Source organism: Nesterenkonia sp. K-15-9-6 (assembly GCF_052656005.1).
Genome location: NZ_JBQYEY010000015.1, coordinates 17,375 through 29,677, shown reverse-complemented (window position 1 = coordinate 29,677; position 12,303 = coordinate 17,375). Strand labels below are relative to the sequence as shown.

The 12,303-nt window shown below is 70.2% G+C and carries 12 protein-coding genes and 1 tRNA gene; 6 read left to right on the top strand and 7 right to left on the bottom strand.

What is annotated here, in order from left to right:
- The first annotated feature begins 6 nt into the window (after window positions 1-6).
- Both SD455_RS10575 and SD455_RS10570 read left to right on the top strand, forming a co-directional pair.
- Entirely contained in the window at window positions 7-1,611 is a 1,605-nt protein-coding gene (locus SD455_RS10575) for a sensor histidine kinase (RefSeq protein WP_445508077.1), read from the top strand.
- A 75-nt stretch (window positions 1,612-1,686) separates the two neighbouring features.
- The gene (locus SD455_RS10570) at window positions 1,687-1,977 is read left to right on the top strand and encodes a WXG100 family type VII secretion target (RefSeq protein ID WP_070162348.1); all 291 of its coding nucleotides are present in this window, start codon (window positions 1,687-1,689) and stop codon (window positions 1,975-1,977) included.
- 107 nt (window positions 1,978-2,084) lie between these two features.
- Here SD455_RS10570 and groL read toward each other — a convergent pair whose 3' ends face one another.
- From groL to SD455_RS10555, 3 genes are all read right to left on the bottom strand, one after another.
- Window positions 2,085-3,722 carry a chaperonin GroEL gene (gene groL, locus SD455_RS10565; protein ID WP_070162350.1) on the bottom strand — a complete coding sequence of 546 codons (1,638 nt, stop codon included), beginning with the start codon at window positions 3,720-3,722 and terminating at the stop codon, window positions 2,085-2,087.
- Between the two features lie 293 nt (window positions 3,723-4,015).
- Window positions 4,016-4,597, bottom strand: a complete 582-nt coding sequence (locus tag SD455_RS10560) for a LytR C-terminal domain-containing protein (RefSeq protein WP_445508076.1) — start codon at window positions 4,595-4,597, stop codon at window positions 4,016-4,018.
- A 160-nt stretch (window positions 4,598-4,757) separates the two neighbouring features.
- A complete protein-coding gene (locus SD455_RS10555; protein WP_070162354.1) occupies window positions 4,758-5,060 on the bottom strand; it encodes a DUF3263 domain-containing protein in 303 nt (100 codons plus the stop codon).
- A gap of 323 nt (window positions 5,061-5,383) precedes the next feature.
- Between SD455_RS10555 and SD455_RS10550 the strand changes: the two genes are divergently transcribed.
- The gene (locus SD455_RS10550) at window positions 5,384-6,082 is read left to right on the top strand and encodes a uracil-DNA glycosylase (protein WP_445508075.1); all 699 of its coding nucleotides are present in this window, start codon (window positions 5,384-5,386) and stop codon (window positions 6,080-6,082) included.
- 18 nt (window positions 6,083-6,100) lie between these two features.
- Here the strand turns inward: SD455_RS10550 and SD455_RS10545 are convergent, their stop codons facing one another.
- From SD455_RS10545 to SD455_RS10535, 3 genes are all read right to left on the bottom strand, one after another.
- Window positions 6,101-8,350, bottom strand: coding sequence for a threonine/serine exporter family protein (locus tag SD455_RS10545; RefSeq protein ID WP_445508074.1), 2,250 nt, complete (start codon window positions 8,348-8,350; stop codon window positions 6,101-6,103).
- A 203-nt stretch (window positions 8,351-8,553) separates the two neighbouring features.
- Window positions 8,554-8,630, bottom strand: a tRNA-Val gene (locus SD455_RS10540).
- Window positions 8,631-8,741: 111 nt separating this feature from the next.
- Window positions 8,742-9,428: an SDR family oxidoreductase gene (locus tag SD455_RS10535; RefSeq protein WP_445508073.1), complete on the bottom strand. Its 687-nt coding sequence runs from the start codon at window positions 9,426-9,428 to the stop codon at window positions 8,742-8,744.
- 175 nt (window positions 9,429-9,603) lie between these two features.
- On the opposite strand from SD455_RS10535, the gene SD455_RS10530 reads away from it, so the two are divergent.
- Genes SD455_RS10530 through SD455_RS10520 form a run of 3 tightly spaced genes read left to right on the top strand, consistent with a single transcriptional unit; the run spans window position 9,604 to window position 11,206 of the window.
- The gene (locus SD455_RS10530) at window positions 9,604-10,194 is read left to right on the top strand and encodes a helix-turn-helix domain-containing protein (RefSeq protein ID WP_344684201.1); all 591 of its coding nucleotides are present in this window, start codon (window positions 9,604-9,606) and stop codon (window positions 10,192-10,194) included.
- On the top strand, window positions 10,191-10,898 hold the full coding sequence (locus SD455_RS10525) for an AzlC family ABC transporter permease (protein ID WP_344684199.1): 708 nt from the start codon (window positions 10,191-10,193) through the stop codon (window positions 10,896-10,898). Before SD455_RS10530 ends, SD455_RS10525 begins: the two co-directional genes overlap by 4 nt.
- Complete coding sequence (locus SD455_RS10520; RefSeq protein ID WP_070162367.1) at window positions 10,895-11,206, top strand: AzlD domain-containing protein; 312 nt, start codon at window positions 10,895-10,897, stop codon at window positions 11,204-11,206. The genes SD455_RS10525 and SD455_RS10520 overlap by 4 nt, the downstream gene beginning before the upstream one ends.
- Before the next feature lie 16 nt (window positions 11,207-11,222).
- Here SD455_RS10520 and SD455_RS10515 read toward each other — a convergent pair whose 3' ends face one another.
- Window positions 11,223-12,023, bottom strand: a complete 801-nt coding sequence (locus SD455_RS10515; RefSeq protein WP_445508072.1) for a polysaccharide deacetylase family protein — start codon at window positions 12,021-12,023, stop codon at window positions 11,223-11,225.
- Between the last annotated feature and the right edge of the window lie 280 nt (window positions 12,024-12,303).

Sequence of the window (12,303 nt, the reverse complement as noted above, 5' to 3'; positions counted from 1 at the left end):
CCAGGCATGGCCTTCACACCAGTCCGTTCCGCCGCGCGCCGATGGCGCAGCGCCTCGCTGCGCACTCAGCTGGTCTTCATCATCTCGGGCCTGTTGCTCCTCACCCTGGCGGTGACGACCTTCGTCTCGGCGTCGCTGTTCCGTCAGGAGCTGCTGCGCAGCCTGGACGAGGACCTGTACACGAACCGGAACAACATCTCGATGTACCTCACCGAGATGGGATCGGACCCGGAGGATCGGGCGAACGCCTTGGCGATCCTGCGCTTCTACGGGGTGCTGCTCACCAATGACGGCCAGCCGATGGAGTACAGCGCCACCCACCGGCGTGTGGAGGGCCAGGACCTGCCGGAGATCCCGCCGCTGACGGCCGAGGACGTGCTCGCGCAGGCGGGCCAGTCCTTCGAGGTGCCCGGCACCGAGGAGGGTTCGCGCGGCTGGCGCGTGCAGGTCTACCGCCTCGAGTCCGGGGAGGCCTCGCTGGCGATCGCGCTGCCGCTGGAGGACGTGGACACCTCCGTGGAGCGCGCCACCTTCCTGGTGGCCACGATCGGCCTGCTGGCCACGCTCGGGGCCTCCACGATCGCCTATGCGGTGGTGACCCGCGCCTTCCGGCCGCTGTTCCGGGTGGAGAAGACCGCCGCGGCGATCGCCGGCGGGGACTTCTCCCAGCGCGTGGAGACCACCGCGCCGCCGGAGACCGAGATCGGCCGCCTGTCGAGCTCGTTGAACGTGATGCTGGAGCACATCGAGGAGGCCTTCCAGGCCAAGACCGCCTCGGAGCAGAAGATGCGCCAGTTCATCCAGGACGCCTCCCATGAGCTGCGCACCCCGCTGGTGACCATCCGCGGCTTCTCCGAGCTGTACCGGCAGGGCGGGGTCAGCGACAATCCGGAGGCCGTGGGCGCGGCGATGAGTCGCATCGAGTCCGAGGCCAAGCGGATGGGCCAGCTGGTGGAGGACATGCTCACCCTGGCCCGGCTGGACGAGCAGCGTCCGCTGCAGCTGGCCCCGGTGGACCTGAACCTGATCGCCCATGACACGGCCATGGACATGGGCGTCAACGCCCCGGACCGCACGGTGCAGGTGGTGGGGCTGCACGGCGACTCGCCGGCGGCCGCCCCGGTGCTGGGGGACGAGGGCAAGATCCGCCAGATCGTCACCAACCTGGTGACCAACGCCCTGCGCTACACCCCTGAGGGATCCCCCATCGAGCTGGTGGTGGGCACGGAGTCCCTGGTGGCCGGGCGCACCGATTCCGTGCTGCAGGTCCGGGACCATGGGGAGGGGATCTCCGAGGAGGACGCCGCACGGATCTTCGAGCGCTTCTACCGAGCCGACAACTCCCGGGACCGGGGCACCGGCGGCACGGGCCTGGGACTGGCCATCGTCGCGGCCATCGCCGCCCAGCACGGCGGCACGGTCCGGCACCAGCAGACTCCGGGCGGCGGGGCCACGATGACCCTGCGGCTGCCGATGGTGGAGCCCAGCGACCAGTCCGACCACGAATCCGATGTGGAGGATCATGAGCTGGCGGAGCTGCAGGACGGTCCCGTTCCTCCACAGGGACGGTCCGACGGCGACGACACGCCCGGTTCCTCCACAGGCCGCTGATCCTCCGCGACGGCGACGGTCCGCTCCTCCTACTGTGGGGAGCGTCCCGCACATCGACGGAAGGAAGAGCCGATCATGGCAGTGCTGCAGATCGACACCGCGGACCTGATGGCCAAGTCCCAGACCGTGGAGTCCACCCTGACCCGCATCCAGACCGACGTGAACTCCATGGAGTCCCAGCTGCGCCAGCTGCAGGAGTCCTGGAAGGGCTCGGCCTCCACCGCGTTCCAGGAGGTGCTGACCCAGTGGCGCAGCACCCAGGTGCAGGTGGAGCAGTCGCTGGCCAGCGTCCGGCAGGCGATGGCCGCGGCCTCCTCGCAGTATGAGGAGACGGAGTCCGCGAACACCCGCATGTTCGGCCGCTGACGGGCGCGCCCCGGGCGGGCGCTGCGATTCCCCTGAGCATGACGAGAGCCCCGCAGGCTGATGCCTGCGGGGCTCTCGTGCTGCTCAGCGCGACGGGCCGGGCATGATCACATCATGCCGCCCATGCCGCCCATCGGGTCCATGCCCTCGGCGCCGGCGCCGCCGGCGTTCTTCTCGGGCTTGTCGGCCACGACGGCCTCAGTGGTGAGGAAGAGGCTGGCGATGGAGGCCGCGTTCTGCAGTGCCGAACGGGTCACCTTCACCGGGTCGTTGACGCCGGCGGCCAGCAGGTCCTCGTACACGCCGGTGGCGGCGTTGAGACCGGTGCCGTCGGCCAGACCCTTGACCTTCTCGGCCACCACGCCGGGCTCGAGGCCGGCGTTGATGGCGATCTGCTTCAGCGGGGCCTCCACGGCGAACTTCACGATGTTCGCACCGGTGGCCTCGTCGCCCTCCAGGGACAGGGACTGGAACGCCCGGGCGCCGGCCTGGATGAGAGCGGCGCCACCGCCGGCGACGATGCCCTCGTCCACGGCGGCCTTCGCGTTGCGCACGGCGTCCTCGATGCGGTGCTTGCGCTCCTTGAGCTCCACCTCGGTGGCAGCACCGGCCTTGATGACGGCCACGCCGCCGGCCAGCTTCGCCAGGCGCTCCTGCAGCTTCTCGCGGTCGTAGTCCGAGTCGCTGTTCTCGATCTCGGCCTTGATCTGGGAGACGCGGCCGGCGATCTCGTCGGCGTCGCCGGCGCCCTCGACGATGGTGGTCTCGTCCTTGGTGACCACGACCTTGCGGGCGGTGCCCAGCAGGTCCAGGGTGGCGTTCTCCAGCTTGAGTCCGACCTCCTCGGCGATGACCTGGCCACCGGTGAGGATGGCGATGTCGGCCAGCATGGCCTTGCGGCGGTCGCCGAAGCCGGGGGCCTTGACGGCCACGGACTTGAAGGTGCCCTTGAGCTTGTTGACCACCAGAGCGGCCAGGGCCTCACCCTCGACGTCCTCCGCGATGACCAGCAGCGGCTTGCCGGACTGCATGACCTGCTCCAGGACGCCGATGACGTCCTTGACCGAGGAGATCTTGGAGTTCGCGATCAGGATGTACGGGTCCTCGAGGACCGCTTCCTGACGCTCGGCGTCGGTGACGAAGTAGCCGGAGAGGTAGCCCTTGTCGAAGCGCATGCCCTCGGTGAGCTCGAGCTCCAGACCGAAGGTGTTGGACTCCTCGACGGTGATGACGCCTTCCTTGCCCACCTTGTCGAGCGCCTCGGCGATCAGCTCACCGATCTGGTTGTCGGCGGCGGAGATCGATGCGGTGGCGGCGATCTGCTCCTTGGTCTCGATCTCCTTGGCGGACTTGAAGAGCTCCTCGGTGACCGCCTCGACGGCCTTGTCGATGCCGCGCTTCAGGCCCATCGGGTCGGCACCGGCGGCCACGTTGCGCAGGCCCTCCTTGACGAGCGCCTGGGCCAGCACGGTGGCGGTGGTGGTGCCGTCACCGGCGACGTCGTCGGTCTTCTTGGCGACCTCCTTGACCAGCTCGGCGCCGATCTTCTCGTAGGGGTCCTCCAGCTCGATCTCCTTGGCGATCGAGACGCCGTCGTTGGTGATGGTGGGGGCGCCCCACTGCTTCTCCAGCACGACGTTGCGGCCGCGGGGGCCCAAGGTGACCTTGACGGCGTCGGCGAGGCTGTTCAGGCCCCGCTCGAGGCCCCGGCGGGCCTCTTCGTCGAATGCAATGGTCTTAGCCATATCGGCACGTGTCCTTCCTGGACTGCGGGTGATGATGATTCAGACGTGTTCGCGTCAATCGGGTCGAACCTTGAGAGGTGCCCGCGACGGACGGCCGCACCCCCGCGTCACCGGGGGCGCATGGTTTCGGTGGCCTCACCTGTTCAGGTTCATCCCACTCGCCGCCGCAGGAGGCTGCACCCGTCACCGGGCTGGCAGTCTCCGGGGGAGAGTGCTAGCTCAATTTTTAGCACTCTGTGCAGGCGAGTGCAAACCCCTGAGGTGAGCTCCCGCCTGCTGCTGCGCGGCTGATCTCACTCGGCGAAATCGCCGTCGACCACGACGGCCACCGAACTCCACGCGCTGTTCTCCTCCACCCGCTCGATGCCGAGATTCTGCCCCACGTCCTCGGCGTGCTCCTCGGAGCCCGCCGGGTAGAAGACCACGGGGGTCTCGACGTCGTCGTAGGTCCACTCGGCCACGTAGGTGACGTTGTAGCCCATCTCCTCCAGCGTGGCCGCGGCCTCGGATTCGGCGCCCTCGTAGCCCAGGACCTGTACGGCCGCCTCGGTGTCCGCGGCGGTGCCGGTGGGCTCCTCCTCGGCACCCTCCTCGCCGTCCTCGGCGGCGCCGTCCTCGGAACCCTCGTCCTCGCCGTCGGACTCCTCCTGGGCCTGGTCCTGATCGGAGGCCTCGGTGTCGCCGTCGCGCAGGGTGGGCAGCACGAAGTAACTGACGACGCCGACCGTCAGGGCCAGAACCGCGAGCAGCCCGATCCACTTCAGGCCCCCGCCCCGGGAGCCCGTGGAGGCCTCGGCCGGAGCACGGTGCTTGCCGGCCTCGCCCTGCTGATAGGGAGGGACGTCGTCGAACTCGTCGTGCGGGAACTTGCTCATGGTGTGGCGATCCTCAGGCTGTGCGCGGACTGCGGACGGACGGTGAGGCGGACCGGAGAGCCCGGCCCGCTCGTGGCATCGGAGCTCAACATCCCGGAGCTCAACATCTCAGGGCTCGTCATCTCAGGGCTCGTGATCGCGGGACTCCTCATCTCGACGGTCACCGGCGGGAGGCCCGAGCCCGCTGCCGCGCGTCGCGTTGGCGGCGCAGGCGCTTGACGAGCATGGGGTCGTGGGCGAGGGCCGCCTCGGAGTCGATGAGCCGGTTGAGCAGCTGGTAGTAGGACACCGCTGAGATGCCCAGCTGATCGCTGATCGCCTGGTCCTTGGCCCCGGCGTACTTCCACCATTGGCGCTCCAGGGCCAGGATCTGCTGCTCCTGCTCGGTCAGTTCCCCGGCGTCAGACGGCGCGTCCGCGACCTCGTCACGGGTGACGGCTTCGGCCGAGCTGGCAGAGCTCATCGATGCCTCCTGATCTCGATTCGGGCCGATGCGCGACCGGCCCGCTGGTTCTGCGCCCATCCTACGGCCCGGAGCAGGCACGACGGCGCATATCACCCGCTGTGTGTTCGCTGCCACAGGGACGCCCGGCGCACGGCGGACTCTCTCCAGTCCGGCCGCGCCCCGCACGTCGAGGAGTCATTTCCCCGCGCATCACCCCCTGGGCAACGCGCGCAAGCTTCCTGAGATGCACCGGAAATCGCCTCCTGGATCCTCCGCGGACCACCTCCGGGCGCATGACGAGCGACCACGCACCTCCCAGGCACCCTCTAAGGTGGTGGCCCATGAAGCTCTCCGAGAACCTCGTCGCACCTCTGGAGTCCGGCTGGGAGCGGGCCCTGGCCGAGCAGGAGCCGCAGTTCGCCCGCGTCCGCGAGGAGCTGACCCGCCGCCGGGCCTCCGGCGAACACGTGCTGCCCGCCCCGGAGGCCGTGCTGCGCGCCTTCCGGCAGCCCTTCGACGACGTCCGGGTCCTGATCCTCGGCCAGGATCCCTACCCCACCCCGGGGCATCCGATCGGCATGTCCTTCGCCGTAGCCCCGGATGTGCGGCCGCTGCCCCGCAGCCTGCAGAACATCTTCCGAGAGCTGCATCAGGACCTCGGCATCGAGCCCGCTCCGCATGGCGATCTCACGGCGTGGAGCCGGCAGGGGGTGCTGATGCTCAACAGGGTCCTCACCGTCACCGCAGGCAGCCCGGGCTCGCACCGGGGCATCGGATGGGAGCAGATCACCGAGGCCGCCGTCCGGTCGCTGGTGGCCCGGGACACCCCGCTGGTCTCCATCCTGTGGGGCGCCGATGCGCGGCGCCTGCAGCCGCTGCTGAATGCGGGAGACCACACGGCAGTGATCACCAGCCCGCACCCCTCGCCGCTGTCCGCCCATCGAGGCTTCTTCGGCTCGCGGCCGTTCTCCCGGACCAACGACGCTCTGCAGCACCTGGGCGCGGCTCCGGTGGACTGGCGCCTGACCGCACCCGCCTGACCGCACCCGTCTGACTGCTCAGCGGCGTCGGCCGCGGGACCGCTCGTTGGACTGCAGCCCCGAGGTGAACGGACGCATCAGCACATCGCCGAGCACGATGCCGGCGGCGATGCCCAGGATGATGATCAGGGCGCTGAACAGCTCGGTCAGCCCGCCCATCATCGAGTCCACCAGGGTGACCTCGGGGTTGTCGAGAGCGATCTGATACATGCCCCGGAAGACCATGAGACCCGGGAGCATGAACATCATGCCCGGCACGGCGACCACCAGCTGCGGGGCGCCCATGCGCAGCGCCACCACACGGCCCAGCGCGCCGACCACCGTCGCGCCCAGGATCGGGGTCATCCGCTCCCCCAGCCCGATCAGCTCACCGGCATAGAACAGCAGGAAGCCCAGGGCCGAGACGGCACCGGTGGGCAGCAGCATCTTCCAGCGCGCCTGCTCCACGACGGCGGCGGCCATCGCGGCGACGAACACCAGCGCCACCAGCACGGTCGGATGGTAGATGCGGGTCAGCCCCACCGCCACCTCGATGTGCGGGGCACCCAGCAGGTCGGCCAGCACGACGCCGGCCATGATGCCCGCTGTCATCCCCGCGAAGGCGATCATCGCGGAGACCAGACGTCCGGCAGACGTGATGGGGAAGCCGTTGATCGCGTCCTGGATGGCGGAGACCACCCGGGCCGAGGGCAGCAGGATCATCAGCCCGCCGGCCACCACCATGGACGGAGTGATGGGCGCGTCCAGCATGAAGGCGCCCATGGCGATGAAGGTGGCCATGAAACCGCCGGCGGCCAGGGTGAAGAACTCCGGGACCCTCCAGACCGCCAGCTGACGGGTGATGCCCAGCACCACCAGGGTCGCGGCGAAGCCGAGGGCGGCGTCCAGAAGCGGGGCTCCGAGGAAGCTCGCGAACAGGCTGGCGAACAGAGCTCCGGCCAGGTTCACCATCCAGCGCGGATACGGCTTGGGCTCCCGGGTGATCTCCTGGAGCCGCTCGGCCGACTCGCCGCGGGTGAGCCGCCCGGAGATGATGTCGGTGACCAGCTCATGCACCGCGGCCAGGGCCTTGTAGTTCCGGGACCAGGAACGCACCACGCGCACCCGGGAGTAGGGGATCTTGCCGTCCGGTGCCCAGTTGAGGCTGATCGACTGGTTGGTGATGTCGACGTCGGTGTTCTTCATCCCGAAGGCCGCGGTGACCGCGATGATCGAGGTCTCCACCTCCAGGGCGCCGGCCCCGTACCGGAACAGCGCCTCCCCCAGGTCGAGGACGAAGGCGATCGTGGCCAGTTCGTCCGAGTCCACCGGCTGCTCGGCCTGACGGGGGTTCGCGTAGGGGGTGCCCACGAGCCGGTCCACCAACGGCACGGCCTGGGTGTGGGTCGTCTCGGCCCGCATGATGCGGCGCAGCACGTTCTGCGGCCGCACCTTCTGCTCGAACACGGAGCGGTCGAACAGCGGGGGCAGCTTCAGCTGGTCCGCCAGTTTCGTCCCTGCGGGGCGGAGCACGGAGCGACGACGGATCGGTTCGCTGGCGGGCGCGGCGGAGACCTCGTGCGGGTCCGCCGCCAGGGCGCGGTCGCCGGGGATCTGAGGCCCCAGCGCCTCGGTCTGGGCCCAGTCTCCGACGGGGGTCCACTCGCCGGTGGACACCCGGTCCGCAGGGCGCTCCGGGTGCCCCAGCTCCTGACGGGCTTCATCGAAGGTGTGCGTGTGGGGCCGCGGCAGCGGTGAGGTGGGAGGACCGGACTGGACGTGCTGACCGGGATGCCCAGGATGCCCGTGCTGGCCGAGGTCAGGGCTGTCGACCGGGGAGTCATAGAAGGCGTCGGGGGCGTACTCGTGGCGGACCGCCTCCACTTCGGCCTGGGCGGCTTCCTCCTGGGCACGCTCGGCCGCCTCGGCGTCGTATTCCTCCCATTCCAAGGTGGCCTCGGCCTCCCGGGAGGCCTGCCAGGAGGAGGCGATGCTGCCGGTCAGGGCACGGACGAATCCGGTGGAGGTGTCCTCCTCCTCGTCCTCGCCGGCGGAGGCTGGCCGCACCACCGGGATGAGGGTGACCTCGGCGTCGGGCTCGGAGATGACGGGGTCGATGGCCTCGACGGCGTCCGTGCTGGCATGGTGCTCCCCCAGCCCGTGCTGGTCGCCCGACGTCCCCGGCCCGCCCGACTCGTCCGGACCGGCCACGCCATCCGTCCCGCAGCGGGCCTCGTCCTCGTGCGGCTGGACGTCGCGGGTGCCCCTGCGGCCCTGCTGAGCTGCCACTGCCCCTCCCTTCAGGATGTCTCGGATCGTCTCCCAATCTACGCGGTGGGGCTCGCGGCGGGGTCGAGCGCCCGAGGCGTCGTGGGGGTCCTGGACCCGCCGATCGCCGATCGGGACGATCTGGAAGCGGGCGACGGTACAGAACCGCCCCGCCGGTCGCCGGCCAGAGTGGCGGCGGCCCGACAGGGCGGTGTGCTGCGAAATGGTGGATCCGAATGGACTCGAACCATCGACCTCTCGCGTGTGAAGCGAGCGCTCTAACCATCTGAGCTACGGATCCGTGCGTGATCTCGCCGGCATTCAGCCTGCCTGCGAGCGCCAGAAAAGATTAGCACCTCGGGCCCCGATTCGGAAAACCGGGGCCCGGGGCGCCCGAGGCGATGCCGCCGAATCAGGCGAGCGCCTCCTCCAGCGGGGTTTCGCCGTCGTAGAAGTTCACGGTCCGGCGCACCGCGGCGCCGGCGGTGAGCACATGGGTGATCGCCTCGGCCACGTTCTCCCGGGAGGCCCCGACCTCCGCGGCCTCGGGCCTGCGGCCGTCGATCAGCCCGGCGCCGTCGACCACCTGCAGTCGGCGCGTGGCCGGCTGCTGGGTCAGCGAGCCGGGGCCGAGGATGGTCCAGTCAAGAGCGGTGCCGCGCAGGTGGACGTCGGCGTGGTGCTTGGCCTCCGCGTAGGGGTAGAAGGAGCTCTCCTTGTCCAGGGCGTCCACGTCGGTCTCGGCCCGGACATAGGAGACCATCACGTAGCGGGTGACCCCGGCCTGCTCCGCGGCTTCCATGGACCGGACGGCGGCCTCCAGGTCCACCGCGCGGGTGCGGGCAGGATTGCCGCCCCCGGCGCCGGCGGAGAAGACGACGGCGTCGGCGCCGTCGAAGGCCTCGGCGAGCTGGTCGACGTCGGCGTTCTCGATGTCCAGGACCACCGGAGTGGCCCCGGTGGCCGCGACGTCGTCTCGGTGATCCGGGTTGCGGATGAGCGAATCCACGCTCCATCCGGCGGAGACGAGCTTGGGGGCGGCGAGCATCGCCACCTTCCCGTGGCCGCCCAGGATGACGACGCGCTTGTCCTGTGCCATGGAATTCTCCTTCGGTCGATCTCGGGATCGGGCAGGCGCCCTGCTGAACAGGCTCGCCTTCTGGCACAACATCTGCACGGTCCAACTATTCCTCCCGCCAGGCCCGCTGCGACGCCCCTCCGGATGGTTCGCCATGCCGAACGCATGGCATGATGTACCGAACGAAGGAGGTTTCATGGCTGAGCAGGATCATCACGCACTACGGGCGCACATCGCCGCGGCGGTGCGCGCCGAACGACAGCAGGCCGGGCTCTCGATCAGCGAGCTCGCCCGCCGCGTCGGCATCGCGAAGTCCACCGTCTCCCAGTTGGAGTCCGGACAGGCGAACCCTAGCGTGGAGACCCTGTGGTCCATCGCCTCCACCCTGGGCATCCCCTTCGCCCGCCTGGTGGAGGCCCCTCCCCGCGGACCGCGGATCATCCGCGCCGCGGACCGCACCCCGGTGCCCTCCGCCGAGTCCGACTACCTGGCCACTCTGCTGCACACCGGCCGGAGCTCCGCCCAGAGGGACCTCTACGTGGTGAGCCTGGAACCTGGGGAGCCGCGCAGCGCCGCACCGCATCCGCCGGGCTCCGTCGAGCACGTGGTGATCGGCTCCGGCAGGATCCGCCTCGGTCCGGAGGATGCACCCTTCATCCTGGAACCCGGCGACTACGCCACCTTCGCCGGCGACGTCCCGCACACCTACGAGGCCCTCACCGCGGGCGCGTGGTTCGCCCTGCTCATGGAGCACCCCGCCGCCGGCACCCCGGGAGGCCCGCGATGACGCCGGCCACCCGGATGGGACTCTCCATCGCCGCCGCCGTCTCCCTGTACGGGCTCTCCTTCGGTGCACTGTCCGTGGCCTCAGGACTGACGCTGTGGCAGACGGTGGCACTTTCGGCCCTGCTGTTCTCGGGCGGGTCCCAGTTCGCCTTCATCGGAATCCTGGCCGCCGGCGGCTCCGGGGGCGCCGCACTGGGCGCCTCGACGCTGCTCAGCGCACGGAACACCATCTACGCGGTGCAGATGAAGGCCATGTTCGACCCCTCGGGCTGGCGGCGCTGGGTCAGCGCGCAACTCACCATCGACGAGTCGGCGGCCAACGCCATGAGCCAGACCGACCCCGAGGAGCGGCGCCGCGGATTCTGGGTGACCGGTCTGGGCGTCTATGTCGGGTGGAACCTCGCCACCGTGGTCGGCGCCCTGCTGGGCGACTTCGTGGCGGAGCCCGAGGCGCTGGGGCTCGACGGGGCGGTGGTCGCCGCCTTCCTGGGCCTGCTGTGGCCGCGGCTGAGGTCTCGGGAGCCCTGGGCGCTGGCCGTAGTGGCCGCCCTGGTCACGGTGCTGACCATGCCGATGCTGCCGGCCGGCGTGCCGGTGCTGCTGGCAGCTGTCGTCGCGGCGTCCTGGGGCCTGGTCACCCGCGGCAGGAGCGGAGGCGCCGAGTCGACGAGGACGCACAAGGAGCACGAGGAGGTCCGCCCATGACGCTGTGGCTCTGGGTCCTGCTGGCCTGTGCGGCGGTGTACGCCACCAAGCTCCTCGGCTACCTGGTGCCGGGTTCCTGGCTGGAGCACCCGCTGGTCGGCCGGCTCTCCACCCTGATGACGGTGGCGCTGCTGGCCTCCCTGGTGGCCATGAACACCGCTTCAGGCGATGGCGGCGTGGTGCTCGACGCGCGGGTCGGCGCCCTGCTCGCCGCCGCCGTCGCTCTGCTGCTGCGGGCCCCGTTCCTCGTGGTGGTGATCGCCGGAGCCGGAGCCGCCGCGGGCCTGCGGGCCCTCGGCATCGGCTGACCCGTGACTTACGCACTCAGGGCCTGACCACCCGCTGCTGGACTGCTGTGGGCTGGTCGCCGTCGTCACCCGTGTCGATCCCCACGGGCAGGGTGAACTCCCAGCCGTCGGCGAGCTTCTCGGTGACCACGGTCTCCACCGCGGAGATGGTGCCCCACCGGTCCCCGCCGCCGTCGTGGACGAGCACCAGCTCGCCGGGCACGATGGCCTCCCGCAGGTTCTCCGTGAGGATCTGTTCGTCCTGGGTCTCACAGTCGGCGATCGTGTTGACCACCGCGAGTGGCTGCATCCCCAGTTCGACGGCGACCTCCGGCGTCTGCCCCCAGCTGCCGTTGGGCGCCCGGAAGAACGGCACGGGCGCCTGGGGGTCGTCGAGGGCATCGCGGATGATCTCCAGCGTCTCGGTCAGGTCCTGACGGATCTCCTCGGACTCCCACCCGGCCATGTCCGCATAGCTCGTGGTGTGATTGCACAGCACATGGCCGTCGTCGACGATCCGACGCAGCAGCTCCGCACCTCCAGGGGCGGTGATGTTCTGCCCGATCACGCAGAACACCGCCCTAATGTCACGCACGGCCAGGAGGTCCAGCAGCACGTCGGTCTCGCCGGGATTCGGGCCGTCGTCCACCGTGAGCGCGACGACGTCGCCCTCCCCCTGGGCCTGGCGGACCAGCTCCGGCACCGGATCGGGGTGGCCGCCGGTCGGCGCGGAGCCGCCGGAGCCGCCCGGTGCGGCCTGGGCGCCGGGGCCGAGGGCGGCGAGCATCATGCCCCCGGTGAGGGCGGCGGTGAGAGCGGTGCGAGCGAACCTGACCATGGCTGTCCTCCTGTGATCTGCGACACGGCAGGAGCGTAGCGGCATTTACGAACTCCCGCGCAACAATGTCGCTCGATCCGCGCGGCGACGCCGGGCGAACGCTCCCCACGTGACCCGCCGACGCGCCGGGACCGCTACCCGCTGGCGACCCATGATCGACGCTGCGAATTTTCAACACATAGGCGTTGCGTATTCCTGATCCACTCTGTAAGGTGGTCCTCACTTGGGTGCGACAGGGGCCCGCTCGGTGCGGGCGGGCCCCGCTTCCCACCCAGGGAAG